This window comes from Comamonas odontotermitis, from assembly GCF_020080045.1.
GTDB lineage: Bacteria > Pseudomonadota > Gammaproteobacteria > Burkholderiales > Burkholderiaceae_C > Comamonas > Comamonas odontotermitis.
In genome coordinates this window covers 453,095-473,456 of sequence record NZ_CP083451.1, presented here as the reverse complement: position 1 = coordinate 473,456, position 20,362 = coordinate 453,095, and the positions used below count along the sequence as shown (strand labels likewise).

Annotated in this window: 30 protein-coding genes; 7 read left to right on the top strand and 23 right to left on the bottom strand. The window is 58.7% G+C overall.

The window, feature by feature from the left end; translation table 11 throughout:
- Positions 1-2: 2 nt before the first annotated feature.
- From LAD35_RS02150 to LAD35_RS02135, 4 genes are read right to left on the bottom strand one after another with little or no spacing between them, the layout of a single operon-like run.
- Positions 3-473, bottom strand: a complete 471-nt coding sequence (locus LAD35_RS02150; protein WP_184711542.1) for a F0F1 ATP synthase subunit B — start codon at positions 471-473, stop codon at positions 3-5.
- Positions 474-508: 35 nt separating this feature from the next.
- Positions 509-757 (bottom strand): F0F1 ATP synthase subunit C, encoded by a 249-nt coding sequence (gene atpE / locus LAD35_RS02145; RefSeq protein ID WP_021025615.1) that lies wholly within the window; start codon positions 755-757, stop codon positions 509-511.
- A 52-nt stretch (positions 758-809) separates the two neighbouring features.
- Positions 810-1,673 carry a F0F1 ATP synthase subunit A gene (gene atpB, locus LAD35_RS02140; RefSeq protein ID WP_224151110.1) on the bottom strand — a complete coding sequence of 288 codons (864 nt, stop codon included), beginning with the start codon at positions 1,671-1,673 and terminating at the stop codon, positions 810-812.
- A 30-nt stretch (positions 1,674-1,703) separates the two neighbouring features.
- Complete coding sequence (locus LAD35_RS02135; RefSeq protein WP_224151109.1) at positions 1,704-2,168, bottom strand: ATP synthase subunit I; 465 nt, start codon at positions 2,166-2,168, stop codon at positions 1,704-1,706.
- Positions 2,169-2,384: 216 nt separating this feature from the next.
- Here LAD35_RS02135 and LAD35_RS02130 point away from each other — a divergent pair, with 216 nt between their 5' ends.
- Genes LAD35_RS02130 through lipA form a run of 3 tightly spaced genes read left to right on the top strand, consistent with a single transcriptional unit; the run spans position 2,385 to position 4,434 of the window.
- Positions 2,385-2,696 carry a YbeD family protein gene (locus LAD35_RS02130; RefSeq protein ID WP_224151108.1) on the top strand — a complete coding sequence of 104 codons (312 nt, stop codon included), beginning with the start codon at positions 2,385-2,387 and terminating at the stop codon, positions 2,694-2,696.
- Positions 2,697-2,752: 56 nt separating this feature from the next.
- Positions 2,753-3,445: a lipoyl(octanoyl) transferase LipB gene (lipB, locus tag LAD35_RS02125; RefSeq protein ID WP_224151107.1), complete on the top strand. Its 693-nt coding sequence runs from the start codon at positions 2,753-2,755 to the stop codon at positions 3,443-3,445.
- Positions 3,446-3,453: 8 nt separating this feature from the next.
- The gene (gene lipA / locus LAD35_RS02120; protein WP_224151106.1) at positions 3,454-4,434 is read left to right on the top strand and encodes a lipoyl synthase; all 981 of its coding nucleotides are present in this window, start codon (positions 3,454-3,456) and stop codon (positions 4,432-4,434) included.
- Between the two features lie 149 nt (positions 4,435-4,583).
- Here lipA and LAD35_RS02115 read toward each other — a convergent pair whose 3' ends face one another.
- Complete coding sequence (locus tag LAD35_RS02115) at positions 4,584-5,174, bottom strand: isochorismatase family protein (RefSeq protein ID WP_224151105.1); 591 nt, start codon at positions 5,172-5,174, stop codon at positions 4,584-4,586.
- Positions 5,175-5,311: 137 nt separating this feature from the next.
- On the opposite strand from LAD35_RS02115, the gene LAD35_RS02110 reads away from it, so the two are divergent.
- Complete coding sequence (locus tag LAD35_RS02110) at positions 5,312-6,304, top strand: GlxA family transcriptional regulator (RefSeq protein WP_224151104.1); 993 nt, start codon at positions 5,312-5,314, stop codon at positions 6,302-6,304.
- A 33-nt stretch (positions 6,305-6,337) separates the two neighbouring features.
- Here LAD35_RS02110 and ptsP read toward each other — a convergent pair whose 3' ends face one another.
- The 4 genes from ptsP to LAD35_RS02090 all read right to left on the bottom strand — a co-directional run bounded on the left by ptsP (position 6,338) and on the right by LAD35_RS02090 (position 10,005).
- Positions 6,338-8,101, bottom strand: coding sequence for a phosphoenolpyruvate--protein phosphotransferase (gene ptsP, locus LAD35_RS02105; protein ID WP_224151103.1), 1,764 nt, complete (start codon positions 8,099-8,101; stop codon positions 6,338-6,340).
- A gap of 271 nt (positions 8,102-8,372) precedes the next feature.
- A complete protein-coding gene (locus LAD35_RS02100; protein ID WP_224151102.1) occupies positions 8,373-8,642 on the bottom strand; it encodes an HPr family phosphocarrier protein in 270 nt (89 codons plus the stop codon).
- Positions 8,611-9,060 carry a PTS sugar transporter subunit IIA gene (locus tag LAD35_RS02095; RefSeq protein ID WP_224152562.1) on the bottom strand — a complete coding sequence of 150 codons (450 nt, stop codon included), beginning with the start codon at positions 9,058-9,060 and terminating at the stop codon, positions 8,611-8,613. The genes LAD35_RS02100 and LAD35_RS02095 overlap by 32 nt, the downstream gene beginning before the upstream one ends.
- A 405-nt stretch (positions 9,061-9,465) precedes the next feature.
- Complete coding sequence (locus LAD35_RS02090) at positions 9,466-10,005, bottom strand: hypothetical protein (protein ID WP_224151101.1); 540 nt, start codon at positions 10,003-10,005, stop codon at positions 9,466-9,468.
- Positions 10,006-10,237: 232 nt separating this feature from the next.
- Between LAD35_RS02090 and LAD35_RS02085 the strand changes: the two genes are divergently transcribed.
- Both LAD35_RS02085 and LAD35_RS02080 read left to right on the top strand, forming a co-directional pair.
- A complete protein-coding gene (locus tag LAD35_RS02085) occupies positions 10,238-10,750 on the top strand; it encodes a TlpA disulfide reductase family protein (protein ID WP_224151100.1) in 513 nt (170 codons plus the stop codon).
- A 160-nt stretch (positions 10,751-10,910) separates the two neighbouring features.
- Complete coding sequence (locus LAD35_RS02080) at positions 10,911-11,405, top strand: GNAT family N-acetyltransferase (RefSeq protein ID WP_224151099.1); 495 nt, start codon at positions 10,911-10,913, stop codon at positions 11,403-11,405.
- 90 nt (positions 11,406-11,495) lie between these two features.
- On the opposite strand, the gene LAD35_RS02075 is transcribed toward LAD35_RS02080, so the two are convergent.
- The gene (locus LAD35_RS02075) at positions 11,496-12,191 is read right to left on the bottom strand and encodes a cytochrome b/b6 domain-containing protein (protein ID WP_224151098.1); all 696 of its coding nucleotides are present in this window, start codon (positions 12,189-12,191) and stop codon (positions 11,496-11,498) included.
- Between the two features lie 151 nt (positions 12,192-12,342).
- On the opposite strand from LAD35_RS02075, the gene LAD35_RS02070 reads away from it, so the two are divergent.
- Entirely contained in the window at positions 12,343-12,801 is a 459-nt protein-coding gene (locus LAD35_RS02070; protein WP_396022768.1) for a c-type cytochrome, read from the top strand.
- A gap of 180 nt (positions 12,802-12,981) precedes the next feature.
- Here the strand turns inward: LAD35_RS02070 and LAD35_RS02065 are convergent, their stop codons facing one another.
- The 13 genes from LAD35_RS02065 to tuf form a co-directional block, all read right to left on the bottom strand.
- Complete coding sequence (locus tag LAD35_RS02065; RefSeq protein ID WP_224151097.1) at positions 12,982-13,488, bottom strand: peroxiredoxin; 507 nt, start codon at positions 13,486-13,488, stop codon at positions 12,982-12,984.
- Between the two features lie 124 nt (positions 13,489-13,612).
- Positions 13,613-13,882 carry a 30S ribosomal protein S17 gene (gene rpsQ / locus LAD35_RS02060; protein WP_224151096.1) on the bottom strand — a complete coding sequence of 90 codons (270 nt, stop codon included), beginning with the start codon at positions 13,880-13,882 and terminating at the stop codon, positions 13,613-13,615.
- An 11-nt stretch (positions 13,883-13,893) separates the two neighbouring features.
- The gene (gene rpmC, locus LAD35_RS02055; protein WP_184711657.1) at positions 13,894-14,091 is read right to left on the bottom strand and encodes a 50S ribosomal protein L29; all 198 of its coding nucleotides are present in this window, start codon (positions 14,089-14,091) and stop codon (positions 13,894-13,896) included.
- 15 nt (positions 14,092-14,106) lie between these two features.
- The gene (gene rplP / locus LAD35_RS02050; RefSeq protein WP_184711656.1) at positions 14,107-14,523 is read right to left on the bottom strand and encodes a 50S ribosomal protein L16; all 417 of its coding nucleotides are present in this window, start codon (positions 14,521-14,523) and stop codon (positions 14,107-14,109) included.
- A gap of 2 nt (positions 14,524-14,525) precedes the next feature.
- The gene (gene rpsC, locus LAD35_RS02045; RefSeq protein ID WP_184711655.1) at positions 14,526-15,389 is read right to left on the bottom strand and encodes a 30S ribosomal protein S3; all 864 of its coding nucleotides are present in this window, start codon (positions 15,387-15,389) and stop codon (positions 14,526-14,528) included.
- 16 nt (positions 15,390-15,405) lie between these two features.
- Positions 15,406-15,738 carry a 50S ribosomal protein L22 gene (rplV, locus tag LAD35_RS02040; protein ID WP_021025597.1) on the bottom strand — a complete coding sequence of 111 codons (333 nt, stop codon included), beginning with the start codon at positions 15,736-15,738 and terminating at the stop codon, positions 15,406-15,408.
- A 10-nt stretch (positions 15,739-15,748) separates the two neighbouring features.
- Positions 15,749-16,024 (bottom strand): 30S ribosomal protein S19, encoded by a 276-nt coding sequence (rpsS, locus tag LAD35_RS02035; RefSeq protein ID WP_024001800.1) that lies wholly within the window; start codon positions 16,022-16,024, stop codon positions 15,749-15,751.
- Between the two features lie 10 nt (positions 16,025-16,034).
- Positions 16,035-16,859, bottom strand: a complete 825-nt coding sequence (gene rplB / locus LAD35_RS02030; protein ID WP_184711654.1) for a 50S ribosomal protein L2 — start codon at positions 16,857-16,859, stop codon at positions 16,035-16,037.
- A 2-nt stretch (positions 16,860-16,861) separates the two neighbouring features.
- A complete protein-coding gene (rplW, locus tag LAD35_RS02025; protein WP_184711653.1) occupies positions 16,862-17,173 on the bottom strand; it encodes a 50S ribosomal protein L23 in 312 nt (103 codons plus the stop codon).
- Positions 17,170-17,790 (bottom strand): 50S ribosomal protein L4, encoded by a 621-nt coding sequence (gene rplD / locus LAD35_RS02020; RefSeq protein WP_184711652.1) that lies wholly within the window; start codon positions 17,788-17,790, stop codon positions 17,170-17,172. The genes rplW and rplD overlap by 4 nt, the downstream gene beginning before the upstream one ends.
- Entirely contained in the window at positions 17,790-18,461 is a 672-nt protein-coding gene (gene rplC / locus LAD35_RS02015; RefSeq protein WP_184711651.1) for a 50S ribosomal protein L3, read from the bottom strand. The genes rplD and rplC overlap by 1 nt, the downstream gene beginning before the upstream one ends.
- A gap of 232 nt (positions 18,462-18,693) precedes the next feature.
- Positions 18,694-19,005 (bottom strand): 30S ribosomal protein S10, encoded by a 312-nt coding sequence (rpsJ, locus tag LAD35_RS02010; protein WP_021025591.1) that lies wholly within the window; start codon positions 19,003-19,005, stop codon positions 18,694-18,696.
- A gap of 27 nt (positions 19,006-19,032) precedes the next feature.
- Positions 19,033-20,223, bottom strand: a complete 1,191-nt coding sequence (tuf, locus tag LAD35_RS02005; protein ID WP_224151095.1) for an elongation factor Tu — start codon at positions 20,221-20,223, stop codon at positions 19,033-19,035.
- Positions 20,224-20,362: the final 139 nt, after the last annotated feature.

Sequence of the window (20,362 nt, the reverse complement as noted above, 5' to 3'; positions counted from 1 at the left end):
CCTTACAGCTCAGTCTTCAGGCGATTGAGCAAATCACTGTGGACCGCTGGATTGACTTCCTTGCGGAGAATCTGCTCAGCACCCTTGACGGCCAAAGCGGCAACTTGTTCGCGCAACGATTCGCGCGCCTGGATCACTTGCTGCTCGGCTTCAGCGCGTGCAGCTGCAATGATCTTGTTGCCTTCTTCGGTCGCACGAGACTTGGCCTCTTCGACGATTGCTTGGGCACGACGGTCTGCGTCCGCGATACGCGACGCTGTTTCATTGCGGGTTGCGGAAAGCTCTTCCTCAACGCGCTTGTTCACAGCTGTCAACTCGGACTTTGCCTTATCGGCAGCAGCAAGACCATCGGCGATTTTCTTTGCTCGCTCATCCAACGCCTTGGCAATAGGTGGCCACACGAATTTCATCGTGAAGAGCACCAGAATCAAGAAGACAATGGCCTGAACGAACAGGGTCGCGTTAATACTCACGGCAACACCTTTCTATCTACGGCGTTGATCGGAGCTTAGGCCAGTTGGAATGGGTTGGCGAAAGCGAACAGCAGGGCGATAGCAACACCGATCAGGAATGCGGCGTCGATCAGACCAGCCAAGATGAACATCTTGGTTTGCAGTTCGTTGATCAGTTCAGGCTGACGTGCCGACGATTCCAGGAACTTGCCACCCATCAGAGCAATACCGATCGAAGCGCCGATAGCGCCCAGACCAACAATCAGACCACAAGCCAGAGCGACGAGACCGAGAACGTTTTCCATGATGACTCCTGAGATAAAAAAGAAAGGTTAAGAGAAAAAGGAAAGGGAACAGTTAGTGAGCTTCATGCGCCTGGCCGAGATAAATCAGCGTCAGCATCATGAAAATGAAGGCTTGCAGAGTGATCACCAGAATGTGGAAGATCGCCCAGATCGTACCTGCAATGATGTGCCCCACAGGGAGCAACACACCAGAGAGCGACATAGCCGCTGCGCCACCCATCAGGGCAATCAGCATGAACACCAACTCACCAGCGTACATGTTGCCGAACAGTCGCATGCCATGCGACACAGTCTTGGCAACGTATTCAATGATCTGCATGAGCAGATTGACAATGCCGAGGATCACGGCAAAGATAGGATTCTTGGAGGTGCCGAATGGTGCTGACACCAGCTCATGCGCCCAGCCGCCCAGACCCTTGATCTTGACGCTGTAGTACAGGCACAGGATCAGCACGGCAGTGGACAGGCCCAGCGTGGTCGAGAGGTCAGCCGTCGGCACTACGCGCAGATAGGCGTGGTGGTCGCCGGTAGCGCCTTGCCACAGCCAAGGCAGCAGATCCACAGGCAGCATGTCCATGGCATTCATCAGGAAAATCCAGACGAACACCGTGAGTGCCAGTGGAGCAATGAACTTGCGTGATTGCGCATTGTGGATATTGGCCTTGGCCTGGTTGTCCACCATTTCGACCAGCATTTCCACCGCCGCCTGAAAGCGTCCGGGAACGCCTGACGTGGCCTTGCGGGCTGCCAGCCACATCACGAAGATGCCCAGAAGGCCCAGGATCACGCTGACAGTGACCGAGTCGAGGTTGACCACCGAAAAGTCGATGATCGACTTTTGCTTGATGTTCTGGAGATGCTGCAAATGGTGAACGATGTATTCACTTGCAGTGGGTGCATTCGCGTCTGCTGCCATCGGACAACTCTTCTTCTCAAATACAAACTGTTATTCGGATCTGGTCAGCAGCCACAGCGCCAACCAGTACGTCTTCATCACCACAACCAGACCCAACACCAGCGCCAACCAGTTGAGCCCCGGCACCACCAGCGGCGCCAGCAATAGCAGCACCACGGTCAATACCAATTTTGCGATCTCCAAACCAAAGAACCGGACCATGGCAAGATTCTCCTGCCCGGCACCTAGCTGCAATCGTAGCCCACGTGCAAAAAGGGCAGCGGGTATCACTACCGCCGCCGCACCATATGCAACCGACCACAACCACCCGGCCCGCTGCGTGATCAGACCCACCAATACGGCAAGCACAACCCCGACCACCAGCTGCCACTTCACGACACGCACCACCGAAACCGACGGATTGCGCCTGCGCCACTCCGCTGCTTCTTCGGCAGTCAGGGGCTTGAAGTCCGGCTCTTCGGCCTCATGTTTATCTTCCGGAGCACTTGTAGTCATATAGTTTGCCCCTGGAACGACACTAGCCAAAGCCTGCGATTATAAGGATAAACCCGTTGGAATCGGAAAGCGTTTTCGCATGCGCTTGGTTTTTTGCTGCGCGTGAGCGTTTACACAAGCTTGTTTTTTGTAAGATTCGCCTTACAGAATTCTGATGCCAAAGGTGGCATTCTTCCTGACTGCTCATACTCTTCAAGCTTCTGTTTTAATAGCAAAATGACCTCTTCTGAAACGCCACCCAACACCCCAGAAACTCGCGATGATCCGAACAAGGATTCGCTGATCGAATACCCCTCAGACTTTCCGATTAAGGTGATGGGGCTCAATCAGGACGGCTTTGTCCACACGGTCACCACCATTGCCAAACAGTTCGACCCCTTCTTTGATGCAAGCAAGATCGAGTTGCGCCCCAGTGCCGGAGACAAGTATCTGGGGGTGACCATTACCGTTACTGCCACCAGCCGCGAACAACTGGACAATTTATACATGGCACTCACCTCCAACCCCATGGTCAAGGTCGTGCTGTAAGCGCGTTCTGTCACCTGCGCGAACCCTGCCGGCGCGTTACCGCCGGCTTTCTACCCATGCAGACCCGCTTTTTAGGCTTGGCCGACTACCCGGCAACCGTGGAAGCCATGCAGCAATTCACGGCCCAGCGCGCGCCCGACGAGCGCGATCAGCTATGGATTTGCGAGCACCCCGCCACATTCACGCAAGGCCTGGCAGGCCTGCCCAGCCACCTGTTGCACACTGGCGACATTCCGGTTGTACAAACCAACCGTGGTGGCCAGGTCACTTACCACGGCCCCGGGCAGGTCGTGGCTTATCCGCTGATCGACTTGCAGCAGGCTGGCTACTTTGTCAAAGAGTACGTCTTCCGCCTGGAAGAAGCCGTCATCCGCACGCTTGCCCGTCTCGGCGTCACTGGGCACCGCGTAGCAGGCGCCCCGGGCATCTATGTACGGCTCGATGACCCCTTCTCGCATGCACAACTCCCCCAGCGCCCGCAAATGCGCGTGCCGGGCACACCGGCGCCCGAGCCGGTGTTCGAGGGTCTGGGCAAGATTGCGGCCTTAGGGATCAAGGTCAGTCGCCATTGCACCTACCACGGTGTCGCGCTGAACGTGAAAATGGACCTGGAACCCTACCGCCGCATCAACCCTTGCGGTTATGCAGGGCTTCAAACCGTCGATCTTTCTACAATAGGCGTCGATGCAAAGTGGGATGAAGTCGCCGCCATCTTGGCCAGCGAACTGTCCACCCGCCTATCCCCGTGAGACCTGCCATGAGTACCAACGAAGTCGTGCGCGAAGCGCAAACTACCGACAACTACAACCCGCTGGCCAAGCAAAAAGCGGCTGCCAAACTGTCGCGCATCCCTGTCAAGGTGGAGCAGGCACCGTTGCTCAAGAAGCCCGAATGGATCCGCGTCAAGGCTGGCAGCCCCACCACGCGTTTCTACGAGATCAAGGACATCCTGCGCGAGAACAAGTTGCACACCGTCTGCGAAGAGGCCAGCTGCCCCAATATCGGGGAGTGCTTCGGCAAAGGTACTGCCACCTTCATGATCATGGGCGACAAATGCACGCGCCGCTGCCCGTTCTGCGACGTGGGTCACGGCCGCCCCGATCCGCTCGATGTGAACGAGCCCCTGAACCTCGCCAAGACCATTGCACAGTTGCGGCTGAAGTACGTGGTGATTACGAGCGTGGACCGTGACGACTTGCGCGACGGCGGCTCCGGCCACTTTGTCGAATGCATCAAGAACATCCGCGAACTCTCGCCCACCACGCAGATCGAGATCCTGGTGCCCGACTTCCGTGGTCGCGATGACCGCGCGCTCGAGATCCTCAAAGCCGCGCCACCTGACGTGATGAACCACAACCTGGAAACCGCGCCTCGCCTGTACAAGGAGGCGCGCCCAGGCTCCGATTACCAATTCAGCCTGAATCTGCTCAAGAAGTTCAAGGAACTGCACCCCACCGTACCCACCAAGAGCGGCATCATGGTGGGCCTGGGCGAGACGGACGAAGAGATCCTGCAGGTGATGCGCGACATGCGCGCCCACAACATCGACATGCTGACGATCGGTCAGTACCTGGCCCCATCCAACAGCCACCTCCCAGTGCGCCGTTACGTGCACCCCGACACCTTCAAGATGTTCGAGGAAGAAGCCTACAAGATGGGATTCACCCATGCGGCCGTCGGTGCCATGGTACGGTCCAGCTACCACGCCGATCAGCAGGCCCATGCGGCTGGGGTGTAAGAGCGCATTTACGGCCTCTACTCAGGGCACCAGCCACTGGCAAAGCAAAAAGCGGCAGACATCTGCCGCTTTTTTCTTGGTTTCCGAACAAACAGGCTGCTCAAGTGCGCAGGCTGGCAGGCAACACCCAGTCGGCAAGGTCGGCAGGTTCAGCCCAACTCGGCACTGCTGTTGACCACTACGGCATACAGATCGCCGATGGTCGCCATGGCGCTCTGGTGGAGTTGCATTGCTGGCACCGCGCCAGCAGCAGACCGCAAGGGCCTTGTAGCACAGGCATTGGCCACCACCGTGGGCTGATTGCCGCGCAGGAAGGCGCCTTCCGCAGTGAAGGTGACGCACATATGGCTCATGAACCCGGCAATCACCACCTGCTTGTTGCCAGCGGCATCCACCTCTTGCCCCAAGGTGGTGTTGACAAAGGCATTGGGTGCGCCTTTGATGACCACGGGCTCATCGAGCAGGGGTGCCACACTGGCGTGGATCTGGCCGATATCGGTGCGAATATCGTAGGGGCTGCCTTCGCCGCCATCATGCATGACATGGATCACCCTGGCGCCTTGCGCACGCGCCTGCGCCAGAAGCTGCGCAGCCGCATCAAGCGCCGCCTGCCAGCCTTCGAGCTCCATCACGCCCCGGGTATACGTGTTCTGGTAGTCCACCAGAATCAGGGTTGATTGCGCCAGGGTGGCAGGCTGTGGGTTCAATCCATTGAGTTCGCGTAAAGTGGCAGTGTTCATGGTTTCTCGCTCTATTCGTTGCAGGAACCGCCCAGTGGCGGGGGATGTGAGGCATCTTAGGCAGCCGCCACCTGCCCAGCAATGCCGTCTTTGCCGCAGAAACCGACATACCCGCCCTTGCCCCAGAAGAGACCCACATGCTTCCCCCTGAACGCCGGATCGTGATTGTGCTGTTTGACCGCGTGGATCTGCTCGATGTGACCGGCCCGCCCGAGGTGTTTGCCCTGCTGCAGCGCGAGATGACACAGCCCACGGGCTACCGCGTGCTGCTCGCCGCCGAAACCATGGAGCCCGTCACGACCTCCGCTGGCGTACGTGTGTTGCCGGATATCGACTTTGCCGGCCTTCGCAACCAGGCCATTGATACGCTGGTGGTACCCGGCTCGGTGGCCGTCGACGAAACGGGCCGGGTGCAGGCACTGGCCGATCCGACAGTTGTGCAATGGGTCAAGACGCTGGCGTCACAGTCCAGGCGCGTGGCATCGGTCTGCGTAGGCGCACACATTCTGGCGGCCGCTGGCTTGCTGCGCGGCAAGCAGGCCACCACGCATTGGTCCACCGCCGCACAACTGGCCCATGATCACCCCGACATTGATGTCGATGCAGACCGCATCTACATCCAGCAAGGCCATATCTGGACTGGCGCAGGCCTGACCACCTGCCTGGATCTGGCATTGGCGCTGGTGGCCGAGGATTTCGGCAATCCCCTGGCCCTGCGCGTGGCTCGCCACCTGGTGATGTTTCTCAAAAGGCCTGGCGGGCAAAGCCAGTTCAGCGTGATGCTGGAGCCACTGTCCTCCACGCGCCGCATGGACGCCTTGCGCCAGTACATCGCGCAGAACCTGGCCCGGCCATTGTCGATGTTCGACCTGGCAGAGCAGATGCATGTCAGCGACCGGCAATTGGCACGCATCTTCAAGACCGAGCTGGGCATGACACCCGCGGCCTACCTGGAGGCGGCCCGCGTCGAAGCGGCACGCCAACAGCTCGAGGCCACCGATGCCTCGCTGGAGCGCGTGGCCGAAACCTGCGGCTTCCACACCACCGATACCTTGCACCGTGCATTTCGCCGCAAGCTGGGCACTACGCCCACCGAATACCGCAACCGCTTTCGCACCCAGGCGGACTGAGCAGCGGCCCGGACTCAAAACGTGTCTACGATCTCAACTCTCCAGCAGCGCTGACGGGTCTTCCGCATCAATGACCTGCTGCGCCCATTTGGCCAATTGCAGGGTATTGGCGCGCAGCACTTCCTGCTTGATGGCCAGAATCTGCGCAGGCTGCATGGAGAAGCTGCGCAGGCCCAGGCCCAGCAGCAGCTTGGTGGTAGCCACATCCCCGGCCATCTCACCGCACACACACACTTCCTTGCCTGCAGCCTTCGCTGCCTGGATGACTTCCGCAATGAGGCGCAGCACCGCGGGGTGCAGCGGATCATAGAGCTGGGCCACGGCTTCGTCTGCGCGGTCAATGGCCAGCGTGTACTGAATCAGATCGTTGGTGCCAATGGACAAGAAATCGAAGTACTTGAGAAAGGTGCGCACAGCAAGCGCTGCGGCCGGTATTTCGATCATCGCGCCCAGTTTGACGTGGCCCTGCGGGATACCGCGTTCGCGCAGCTCTGCCGACGCCTGCTCCACCAGCGCCAGCGTCTGACGTATCTCGCTGACATGTGCCAGCATCGGAAACAACAGCTGCACCGGCCCATGTGCGGCGGCACGCAGCACAGCGCGCAATTGCGTGCGGAACATGTCCGGATCAGCCAGGCTGAAGCGGATGGCGCGCAGGCCCAGGGCCGGGTTCAGGTGGTAATCCTTGGGCTGCGCCTTGTCCAGTGGCTTGTCGGCACCCACATCCAGCGTTCGGATGGTGACGGGCATGCCTTGCATGCCTTCAAGTGCTTCCCGGTAGGCACGGTACTGCTCTTCTTCGCCGGGCAGCTTGCCGCCCCGGCCCATGAACAGAAATTCGGTACGAAAGAGCCCCACCCCCACGGCACCCGCATTGACCGCTGCGGGGCCATCGCCCGGCTGCTCGATATTGGCCAGAAGCTCAATGCGTTCGCCATCGATGGTGATCGACGGCGTATCGCGCAGACGCGAAAGGCGCTCACGCTCCAGGCGAATCTGGCGCTGCTTGAAGCGATACTCTTCCAACAGGATGGGCGAAGGGTCCACAATGACTTCGCCCGCATCGCCATCAATGATGACCCAGTCGTCGGCCCGAATGAGCTGGCTGGCCGTACGGGCTCCCACCACCGCAGGAATGTCCATGCTGCGCGCCACAATGGCCGTGTGGCTGGTCTTGCCTCCCACCGCCGTCACAAAACCGGCAAATACGCTTTGCTTGAACTGCAGCATGTCAGCGGGCGACAGGTCGTTGGCAATCAGCACCATGGGCGCGTCACGGCCGCCTTCCACCCAATCCTGCTGGTTTTCGCCTCCATCACCGGCAGGTGCACTGGCAGGCGCCTCTACCGGGCTGGAGACGCCCCGCATATGGCGCAGCACCCGCTCCACCACCTGCTGCAGGTCGCCTTTGCGCTCGCGCAGGTACTCATCATCCATTTCGTCAAACTGGCGACACAGCAACTCCAGCTGTGCGGTCAGCGCCCATTCGGCGTTGTACAGGCGTTCGGTGATCAGCTGGCGCACACCCAACGAAAGCATGTCGTCCTGCACCAGCATCAGGTGCACATCCAGCAAGGGTGCCAGCTCTTGCGGCGCATCCACCCCCAGGTCACTGCGCAGGTGCTGCAATTCTTCAATGACGGCCAGACGCCCTTTGCGCACACGCTCGATCTCGCGCTCGATCTGCTCAGCCTCAATCAGGTAGTGGGTCACATCCAGATGGCTGGACGCCGCCATCACTGCCCGGCCAATGGCAATGCCCCGGGCCACTGCAATTCCGTGAATGGCAAATGTCATGCTGGATTTCCTCTCTCTCTGGCTCGGCGCTCATGCCTTTTCGGCAATGGCTTCATTTATACGCCTGCGCAAGCCCGGTTCACAAGGCAGGGCATATATTTTTGCGAGATTGCCGTGTCACAGCAGCAATGGATGCGAGTTGCGGCGACGCACGCACCGTCTCTGCATTCAGATTCCGAAGCATGGAGCCTCCCCTGGGGGTGGCATTGACCAGCGCACAAAACACAGGATGCGCTCCAGCGCGGCTGCGCAAGGTGCGCAGAAGTGCGACTTATTCGCCTTCGCCGAACTTGTCGTTGATCAGTGCAAGCAGCGCATCCATGGCCTGCTGCTCATCGGCACCATCGGTCTCGATCGTCACATCGGTGCCAATGCCGGCTGCCAGCATCATCACGCCCATGATGCTCTTGGCATTGACGCGACGCTCACCCCGGGTAATCCAGACCTCGCAGGGAAAACTACCCGCCAACTTGGTGAGCTTGGCCGATGCACGGGCATGCAGGCCCAGTTTATTGCTGATGGTGACAGTGGTCGTGATCATGGACTCGGGTATTTTGATTTTGTGGCGTGGTCTGGGTCACTTGCATGATGCCCTGGCTGCCGCCAGCGACAGCACGCGCGACCAGGCTGTCCAACTCTTCTTTCCGGTAGCACAGCGCGCGCAGCAGCATGGGCAGATTCACACCTGTCACCAGCCGTGTATCGGTGCGTAGCCTGGCCAACTCCTGCGCCACATTGTGCGGTGTCGCGCCGAATACGTCGCTCAACACCAAAAGCGGGCCATTGCCGCCTTTGGCAACCAGTGCCTGCGCCTCCTGCAGGGTCGCTACTGGATCGGCGCTGGCCTCCACGTCAAACGCCAACACGTGCTCCCCACTGTCGGGGAACACGTGCGCAGCACACTGCGCCAGCGCATGGGCCAGCGGTGCGTGGGCGATCAACAGGATCCGGTTGTTCATCAGAGAAAAAACAATAATATCAACGGTTTTGAAGCAATGCATCACACAAGCTTGGTGCATTGCAACATACTTGCAGTGTAGCGGTTATGCGGCAGCGCAACATTGGTAGTGTTGCTTAGAACGTGTTTACGATCTCCTCGCGCCGCGACAGTGGGGTTGCGGGATGGACTGCTAGGCGCAATACCGCAGCAATAGCCCCGCTATTGCGAGGATTTGCAACAACGCAGACCGCCCCTAACCGGGCGTCCCCAAACCCACTGTCCCTACGGGTTGGAGTGAAATCGGGCGATTTCTGCGCGCTGGCCCTTGCTTGCACCCCGGTGCAAGCTGCGCCCCATCGCTTCGAACTCATCCCGATTGCACTCCAACGCGGCTGCGTAGAGATCGTAAACACGTTCTAAACCCTCAGCGCAATTGCAAACCTTGTACAAAGGTATCACGCGCGGTTGCCGCCACAGGTTGGCCAGGCGACAGCACCAGTGCCTGGTAGATGCGGACGCCAGCGCCCTCGAGCCTTGCAAACCAGCGCACATCGGCCACCACGACACCTCCTTTTGCGTCGCGCCCTTCCCACTGTACCTGCATGGCCTGGGGCAATTCCAGCCCGCCCTTGATCAGAAATGGCGTGCCTGCAGGAATGGTGGACGCAAGCTGCAATTGCTTTTGCAGCGCCTGCTGCCAGCGTTCGAGCACCATGGGTGCGTCCTGCGGCTGCCCGAGCAGCACATGGGACACGGCCCAGGTCGCGCCACCCGCTTGGCACCCCACCATGGACAATGGCATGCGGCCTGCGCCCCAGTCCACATCGCGAACCGCCTGGTCGGGCTTGCAGGGCAGCATCGCCGTGAGCGGCGCGTCGGCAAACGACACCGTACGCCAGTTGAGCACAGGACTGCAGGCGGCCAGCAGAGCCATTGCAATGAGGGCACGAAGGAGGCGGTACATGCTGCCATTATCGCCAGTTGCCGGTTTCGGCGACTGCGGCCTGCGAAGAAGTGATAAACGTTTCGCTATCCAAAAGAGAGCTGCCAGCGCCCTCCTATCAAGCGCCAGAAGGCAAAATTACCTCACATCCCCCCCTCGCCCCGGCAAAGACCGCGATGGCCGTCACATGCGGCCATACCGCGCATAATGCATCCGGTGCAGAACTTTCTGCCCCGCTTTTGATCCGACCGCAATGGCCAACAAATCCTCCACCTCATTGATCGCAGGCCTCGTCATCGCAGTGGCGGTGGGCGTGGGTGCCTACGTGTACCACGGCACCGGGCAAGCAGCGGCGCCCGAGAGCCAGTTCGTGCTGCTCAATGGCGCCACCAAGACCACGGCAGACATGAGAGGCAAGGTCACGCTGGTCAACTTCTGGGCCACCAGCTGCACCACCTGTGTGGCCGAGATGCCCGAAATCATCAAGACCTACGACAAGTACAAGGACCAAGGCTACGACACGCTGGCCGTGGCCATGAGCTACGATCCGCCCAGCTATGTGGTCAATTTTGCAGAATCGCGCAAGCTGCCATTCAAGGTTGCGATCGACAACACCGGCAAGATCGCCAAGGACTGGGGCGACATTCAGCTGACGCCGACCACGTTCGTCGTCAACAAGCAGGGCAAGATCGTCAAAAGCTATGTCGGCGCTCCTGATTTTGCCGAGCTGCACAAGCTGATCGAAAAGCTGCTCGCAGAAGCCTGACCCGCCTTGAGCCGCCAAAGCCGCCTTTGTCCAGGCGGCTTTTTGCTGCCTATCGCCTCCCTCCATGAACCCATGCGGCAAGAGTGCGTGGGGCCTTTCTATTGCGGTGCAGCATTGGCGGGGCGCTACACTGCCCATTCCTTCATTACGTACCCCGGCCGTGGACAGACCTGAGATAACGCTCATCCATCCAACAAATCCAGAAGAGCTGGAAGCAACGCGCGAGATTTTTGTGGAATACGCAGGCAGCTTGGATGTGGACCTGGATTTCCAGGGTTTTGAGGAAGAACTGGCCGAGTTGCCCGGCGAATACGCCGCGCCACGCGGTCATCTGGTGCTGGCACTTGTCGAAGGCGCCGTGGCCGGCTGCTGCGCCCTGCGACCAATCGACGATGTCGACTACGCGAACGCCTGCGAGATGAAGCGCCTCTATGTGCGCAAGGCTTTTCGCGGTTTTGGCCTGGGCCGCCAGCTGGTGGACCACACCTTGACCATGGCGGCTCAGCTGGGGTACGACTGCATACTGCTCGACACTCTGGACAGCATGGAATCCGCCCGCGCGCTGTATGCAGATTTCGGGTTCGAGGAGATTCCGCCGTACTACCACAACCCCATTGCGGGCACGCACTATCTCAAGGCCGAAGTCCGGCTCTGAATCATCAAAAATAATAGCATTCTGCGCAATGAGTATGTACGCAGAATGCCATTTTCATGTAACTCCCGATGCATGAAGCAACCAGTGGGCTCACAGTCCGGATACCCACCACATCACTCCAGCGCACACCAGGGCCAGTACCAGCGCCACCAGGCGCGAACCCGCAGTGTCACGGGACGCTGGCGGCGTAGGCGCAGTCGATGCACGAGCCAGTTGCTTGTCTCCATGGATCATCGGACGAACGAGTGGTTTTTTGAGCCGCACGATATAGAACACGATGGCTGCGATATGCAGACCAATCAGGCCCAGCAGCAGCCACTGGCCGATGTGGGCATGGTAATAGGTCGCCTGCCCGGTGGTAGCGCCTGATACAAAGCGAGCCAGCGGCCCGGCAAAGGCAATTTCATCATCGCTCATCAAACCGCTCAGCACCTGCGCAGCCAGCAACACCAGCATGGCCAGAACGGCCCAGGCCCCCGTCGGGCTGTGGCCCACGTCATCGCGCACGTCCGGCCTGCCACCCACATAGCCCAACACCCGGCGGGGCGACAGAGCCAGCTGTCCAAAGCGCGACCAGTAGCCCCCTGCCACCCCCCACAACAGCCGGAACAGCAACAGTGCCCCAATGGCGTACCCGCAGCGCTGGTGCCATAGCATGGCATTGCCGCCGATCTTGACGGTGACAAATGCGCCAATGAAGCACAGCACCAGAAGCCAGTGGAACAATCGTGTGGGAAGGTCCCACACACGGATAGTGGCATCAACGGGGGTCGTGGAAGTTGTCATGGTCTTGGACTGCGGGATGTGCTACAAATCGGTCAGCGATCGCATTGTGGAGCACATTCTGGCAGGCTGGCAACCGGCCAGGCGCTCCGCGCCATGCACCATCGCCGTGCCATACAGTCCCCCGCAATACCGATAAAAGGACGTCCCCACCATGATGAAAAAACACCCTCTGCTCGCCGCCCTGGTTTGTGCCGCCGCTCTCTCGGGCTTCAGCACTGGCGCTTCTGCCCAGTTTGCCAAGGCCGAAGACGCTATCAAGTACCGCCAGTCGGCCTTGTTTGTGATGGCCCAACACTTTGGCCGTGTAGGCGCGATGGCCAATGGCAAGGTACCCTTCGATGCCAAGGCTGCCGAGCAGAATGCCGACATCGTGGCCCAGATGGCCAAACTGCCTTGGGCCGGCTTTGATGCGGCACACGAAGGCGGCAAGGCCAAGCCCGAAATATGGAAGGAGCAGGCCAAGTTCAAGGACCTGGCAGACAAGATGCAAGCGGAGACGGTGAAACTGGCAGTCGCAGCCAAAACCGGAGACCTGGACAAGCTCAAGGCCGCTTTCGGACCGGCCGCAGCCAGCTGCAAGGCCTGCCACGACGATTTCCGCAACCGCTGATACCGCGCGTGCCTCCCGCCTTGCGCAGCCCAAGACACCGCAAGGCGGCCTCTCTGCAGCATGCAGCGCGGCAACTGCGCCTTCAGGCTCGCAAAAAAAGCACGCCTAGGCGTGCTTTTGCTATTGATTCAGGACGTCTAGCGCATGGCTGGCAAGCGCTACCAGCCCAAAAGACATGTATCAAGCCTTGGCTTGCTTGAGGATGGTGTCCGCATCGCTGACTTCGAACTTGCCTGGGCCTTCCACGTTCAAGGTCACGATCTTGCCGTCCTTGACCAGTGCCGAGTAGCGGTTGCTGCGCAGGCCCAGGCCCTTGCCATTGAGGTCCAACGTCAGGCCGGTGGCCTTGGCAAATGCAGCATCACCGTCACCGATCATGCGCACCTTGCCTTCGGTGTGCTGGTCCTTGCCCCAGGCACCCATCACAAAGGCGTCGTTCACCGACAGGCACCAGATTTCATCCACGCCCGCAGCCTTGAATTCAGCAGCCTTTTCCACATAGCCAGGCAGGTGCTTGGCCGAGCAGGTCGGCGTGAATGCGCCGGGAACGGCAAACACGGCCACAGTCTTGCCAGCAGCTTCCTTGGTCACGTCGAATGCATTGGGGCCCAGGCTGCAGCCGTTGCCTTCAACAGCGACAAACTCGCTCAGCGTTACGGATGGCAGCGAATCGCCAACTTTGATCATGGTGTACTCCTTGTAAATTGCCAATCTGGCAGTTGAGCCGTCTTCCTCGGAAAACGGCCATAAAAAAACGACCCACAGATTGTGGGTCGTTTTTCAAGTTGCGTTGGCGCAAGTCAGAAAAGACTTAAACCAGAGCAGCCTTTTGCACCAAGCGGGTAGCCACCCAGTTCTTGGTCTTGGAGAGCGGACGGCTCTCGGTGATCTCGATGGTATCGCCCGTCTTGTACTCGCCCTTTTCATCATGGGCGTGGTACTTGCTGGACTTGATCATGATCTTGTCGTAGATAGGGTGCTTCACGCGGCGTTCTACCAGAACGGTCACGGTCTTTTCACGCTTATCGCTAACCACCTTGCCAATCAAGGTGCGCTTGAGGGATTTTTTAGCTTCCGTCATGTCGGCTCCTATTACTTGGCGGCTTGCTTTTCAGCAAGAATGGTCTTGGCACGGGCCACGTCGCGGCGGGTAGCCTTGAGCGTAGCGGTGTTGCCCAGTTGTTGCGTTGCCTTTTGCATGCGCAGACCAAAGTGAGCCTTTTGCAAGGACTTGATCTCGGCTTCCAGGCCAGCAACGTCTTTTTGGCGCAGTTCAGCAGCTTTCGTCATTTCGATTTCTCCTGATTAAGCGCCAAGTTGACGGGTCACGAACGTGGTGCGCAGCGGCAGCTTGGCGGCAGCCAGGCGGAACGCTTCACGTGCCAGTTCTTCGGGCACGCCAACGATTTCGAACACCATCTTACCGGGCTGAATTTCAGCCACGTAGTACTCTGGGTTGCCCTTACCGTTACCCATACGGACTTCGGCTGGCTTGGTCGAGATTGGCTTGTCAGGGAACACGCGGATCCAGATACGGCCACCACGCTTGACGTGACGAGAGATTGCACGACGTGCAGCCTCAATCTGGCGAGCCGTCAGACGGCCACGGTCCGTGCACTTCAGGCCGAAGTCACCGAAAGCAACGGAGTTACCACGCGTTGCGATGCCGGTGTTGCGACCCTTTTGCTCCTTGCGGTATTTGCGGCGAGCAGGTTGCAGCATAATTATTCTCCTTTACCGTCCGCTGCTGTAGCGGGCGCGTCAGTCTTGCGAACGCGCTTAACGGAATCGGCACCAGCGCCGGCAGGCTTATCGCTACCGTCTGCAGGAGCCACATTACCACCAGCGGCACGACGTGGACCACGCGATGGACGATCGCCATTGCGGTTGTCACGGCGTGGGCCGCGTGGACGGCGCTCTTCTTCAGGACGTGGCGTTTCTGCGGCTGGCAGATCGTTACGACCCAGAGTGTCACCCTTGTAGACCCACACCTTGACACCGATGATGCCGTAGGTGGTCTTGGCTTCAGAGAAACCATAGTCGATGTCGGCACGCAGGGTGTGCAGAGGCACGCGGCCTTCGCGGTACCACTCGGTACGTGCGATGTCGATACCGTTCAGACGGCCCGACGACATGATCTTGATACCTTGAGCGCCCAGACGCATCGCGTTCTGCATCGCACGCTTCATGGCGCGACGGAACTGGATACGCTTTTCGAGCTGCTGGGTGATCGAGTCAGCAATCAGCTGGGCATCGATTTCAGGCTTGCGCACTTCTTCGATGTTCACAGCGACTGGCACGCCCAGGCGAGCAGCGAGTTCCTTCTTCAGGTTCTCGATGTCTTCACCCTTCTTGCCGATCACAACACCAGGACGAGCCGAGTAGATCGTGATACGGGCGTTCTTGGCAGGACGCTCGATCAGAACGCGTGCCACGGCAGCGTTCTTCAGCTTCTCTTTCAGGTACTCACGAACCTTGATGTCTTCGGCCAGCATACCGGCGAAGTCACGGTTGCTTGCGTACCAGCGGCTAGCCCAGTTGCGGCTCACCGCCAGACGGAAGCCGGTAGGATGGATTTTCTGTCCCATATTCTTCCTTTAGGCCTCAGTTACCCACGGTCACATAAATGTGGCAGGTAGGCTTGCTGATGCGGTTGCCGCGGCCCTTGGCGCGAGCGGTGAAACGCTTGAGCGTCGTGCCTTGCTCGACGAAGATGGTCTTGACCTTCAATTCATCGATGTCAGCGCCGTCGTTGTGCTCAGCGTTGGCGATAGCGGACTCCAGAACCTTCTTGACGATCACAGCAGCTTTTTTCTGCGTGAATTCGAGAATGTTCAGAGCTTGGTCAACCTTCTTGCCGCGAATCAGATCCGCAACCAGACGGCCTTTGTCAACCGACAGGCGAACGCCGCGGAGGACTGCACGTGTTTCAGACATGGTCTACTCCTTACTTCTTCGCTTTTTTATCAGCTGGGTGACCCTTGAAGGTGCGCGTCAGGGCGAATTCGCCCAGCTTGTGGCCCACCATCTGGTCGGTTACATACACAGGCACGTGTTGCTTGCCGTTGTGCACAGCGATGGTCAGACCGATGAAATCGGGCAGAACCATGGAGCGACGCGACCAGGTCTTCACTGGCTTCTTGTCCTTGGTGGCAATGGCCTTCTCGACCTTGGCCAGCAAGTGATGGTCAACAAACGGGCCCTTTTTGAGAGAACGAGTCATTTGTTACCCCTTACTTCTTACGGCGCGACACGATCATGGTCTGTGTGCGCTTGTTGTTACGGGTACGGTAGCCCTTCGTCAGATTGCCCCATGGGTCAACTGCGTGACGGCCTTCACCGGTCTTGCCTTCACCACCGCCATGTGGGTGGTCAACAGGGTTCATCACCACACCGCGGACGGTTGGGCGGATACCCATCCAACGCTTGACACCGGCCTTGCCCAATTGGCGCAGGCTGTGTTCTTCGTTGGCGACTTCACCAATGGTTGCGCGGCATTCGATATGCACCTTGCGAACTTCGCCCGAACGCATACGCACTTGAGCGTAGACGCCTTCACGAGCCAGCAGGGTTGCCGACGTACCAGCAGAACGTGCGATCTGCGCACCAGCGCCGATCTTCAGTTCGATGCAGTGGATGGTCGAACCCACAGGGATGTTGCGGATCGGCAGAGTGTTACCCACGCGGATCGGCGCTTCAGAGCCGCTGATGATGGTTGCGCCAACTTCCAGGTTGCGAGGAGCAATGACGTAGCGACGCTCGCCGTCTGCATAGCACACCAGAGCGATGTGAGCGGTACGGTTTGGATCGTATTCAATGCGCTCAACCTTGGCGGGGATACCGTCCTTGTTGCGCTTGAAGTCCACCACGCGGTAGTGGTGCTTGTGACCACCGCCCTTGTGACGGGTAGTAATGTGACCGTTGTTGTTGCGACCGGCCTTCTGGAACTGAGGCTCCAGCAGGGGGGCGAAACCTTCACCCTTGTGCAGGTGGCTGCGGGTCACCTTCACCACATGGCGTTGGCCTGGGGAAGTTGGTTTGAGCTTGATAACAGCCATGATTAAGCAGCCTCCCCGAGGTTCAGCTCTTGACCGGGCTTCAGGCGAACATAAGCCTTGCGAACGTTGTCGCGACGGCCAATGGTCTTGCCAAAGCGCTTGGTCTTGCCCTTGGTGTTCACCACAGACACGCCCAGCACCTCAACCTTGAACATCAATTCCACAGCGGCCTTGATTTCTGGCTTGGTAGCGTTCTGCAGCACCTTAAACGTCACAGCGTTGGACTTTTCGGCAACCAGGGTGGCCTTTTCGGACACGATGGGAGCGACCAACACTTGCATCAGACGACCTTCGTCAAACTTCAGCGTGCTCATGCGAACATCTCCTTGAGTTTGTCGATCGCGCCCTTGGTGACGAGCACTTTCTTGAAATGCACCAGCGACACTGGGTCAGCGTAGCGTGGCTCGACCACGAACACGTTCTTCAGGTTGCGCGATGCCAGGTACAGGTTTTCGTCCACTTCTTCAGCGATCACCATCACCGAGTCCAGGTTCATGGACTTGAACTTGTCAGCCAGAGCCTTGGTCTTTGGAGAGTCCACCTTCAGCGATTCCACCACGGCCAGACGGCCTTCGCGGGCCAGCTGCGACAGGATGGAAGCCATACCGGCGCGGTACATCTTCTTGTTGATCTTCTGCGTGAAGTTTTCTTCAGGCAGATTCGGGAAGATGCGACCGCCGCCACGCCACAGAGGCGACGACGACATACCGGCACGTGCACGGCCAGTACCCTTTTGCTTGAAAGGCTTGGCGGTGGTGTGGCTTACTTGTTCACGGTCTTTCTGAGCACGTGTGCCTTGACGGCCATTGGCGCGATAAGCAACGACGATCTGGTGAATCAGGTCTTCGTTGAAATCACGACCAAACACGGTCTCAGGAGCGTCCACTTGGGATGCTGCCTTACCTTGTTCGTTCAGGAGTTCGAGCTTCATTAGTTCGCTCCTTTAGCGGCTGCCTTGACAGCGGGGCGCACGGTCACGAAGCCATTCTTCGCGCCAGGGATCGCACCCTTGATCAACAGCAGTTGACGGGCTTCGTCGATGCGAACCACGTCGAGATTCTGGGTAGTCACGGTTTCATCGCCCATGTGACCGGTCATGCGCTTGCCGGGGAACACGCGACCTGGGTCTTGTGCCATACCGATCGAGCCGGGAACATTGTGCGAACGGCTGTTACCGTGCGAAGCACGCTGCGAGCTGAAGTTGTGACGCTTGATGGTACCGGCGTAGCCCTTACCGATCGAGGTACCTTGCACGTCGACCTTTTGGCCCACGGCGAAGATCTCGGTCACTGGCAGGGAAGCACCAGCGGCATACTTGCCGGCAGTGTCTGCACCAACGCGGAATTCCTGGGTGATTTCACCGGCTTCCACACCAGCCTTGGCCAAGTGGCCAGCGGCGGGCTTGGTCACGCGCGAAGCGCGGCGTTGACCAAAGGTGACCTGCAAGGCCACATAGCCGTCGTTCTCTTGGGTTTTGACCTGGGTCACGCGGTTGTTAGATACATCCACCACGGTGACAGGCACTGCATCGCCGTCATCCGTGAACAGGCGCATCATGCCTACCTTACGACCCAGCAACCCGAGGGAGTTGCTTTGACTCATTTGTTGCTCCAAAACTTCCGCCACCGAAACTGCAATTGGCTCGGTGTTGCGCAAGGCCAAAAGCCCCTTGCACGAAAGAAGGTTGATAAAAACTTCGCGCTCACACCCCAAATGAAGAGATCATTTAGATAGCTAAAGTGCGAAGCCATAAATTCTAACGCGAACTTCCCAAATAGGCAAGTTCGCGTCAGAAAGGGCTAGCAACCACATCCGGGGATGTGGTTTTCAGGCCTTATTGCAGTTTGATCTCGACGTCCACGCCGGCAGCTAGGTCCAGCTTCATCAGAGCGTCAACAGTCTTGTCGGTAGGATCGACAATGTCCATCAGACGTTGGTGAGTGCGGATTTCCAGCTGGTCACGCGAGGTCTTGTTCACGTGGGGCGAACGCAGGATGTCGAAACGCTTCATGCGGGTGGGCAGTGGCACTGGACCCTTCACGATAGCGCCGGTGCGCTTCGCGGTTTCCACGATTTCGGCAGCCGACTGGTCGATCAGCTTGTAATCAAACGCCTTCAGGCGGATGCGGATTTTTTGCTTGGACATTGTGTATTCCTTGTTATAGGTAAAGGATTACGCAATGATCTTGGCAACCACGCCAGCGCCAACGGTACGGCCACCTTCGCGGATAGCGAAGCGCAGACCTTCTTCCATAGCGATAGGAGCGATCAGCTTGACGGTGATGGACACGTTGTCACCAGGCATGACCATTTCCTTGTCGGCTGGCAGCTCGATGGCACCGGTCACGTCGGTCGTACGGAAGTAGAACTGAGGACGGTAGTTGTTGAAGAATGGGGTGTGGCGACCGCCTTCATCCTTGCTCAGCACATACACTTCAGCGGTGAAGTGGGTGTGTGGCTTGATGGAGCCTGGCTTGCACAGCACTTGGCCGCGCTCCACGTCTTCACGCTTGGTGCCGCGCAGCAGCAGACCAACGTTGTCACCAGCTTGACCTTGGTCCAGCAGCTTGCGGAACATTTCCACGCCAGTGACGGTGGTCTTCTGGGTGTCCTTGATACCGACGATTTCGATTTCTTCGCCGACCTTGACGATACCGCGCTCGATACGGCCCGTCACCACGGTACCACGACCGGAGATCGAGAACACGTCTTCCACAGGCATCAGGAAGGTGCCGTCCACAGCGCGCTCAGGCGTTGGGATGTAGGTGTCCAGGGCTTCAGCCAGGCGCATGATGGCAGGCTCACCCTTGTCGGATTGGTCGCCTTCCAGAGCCAGCTTTGCAGAGCCGCGGATGATAGGGGTGTCGTCGCCAGGGAAATCGTACTTGTCCAGCAGTTCGCGGACTTCCATTTCCACCAGTTCCAGCAGTTCTTCGTCGTCCACCATGTCAGCCTTGTTCAGGAAGACGATGATGTAAGGCACGCCCACCTGACGCGACAGCAGGATGTGCTCGCGGGTTTGTGGCATTGGGCCGTCAGCGGCAGAGCAAACCAAGATAGCACCGTCCATCTGGGCAGCGCCGGTGATCATGTTCTTCACATAGTCAGCGTGGCCTGGGCAGTCAACGTGAGCGTAGTGGCGGTTAGCCGTTTCGTACTCAACGTGAGCGGTGTTGATGGTGATACCACGGGCCTTTTCTTCAGGAGCCGCGTCAATCTGGTCGTAAGCCTTGGCTTCGCCGCCAAACTTCTTGGACAGAACGGTAGCGATAGCAGCCGTCAGGGTGGTCTTGCCGTGGTCAACGTGACCGATGGTGCCCACGTTCACGTGGGGCTTGGTACGTTCAAACTTACCTTTTGCCATGAGAAATTCTCCAAATAAAGAGCAAAACCTGTGTTGGGTTTAACGTCTACACCCGATTGCTTGGTCGCTTCGCACAGGAAACAAAGCGGCACCGGATCGTAGACAAACTATTAAAAAGATAGCTGCTTGCACCCAATCA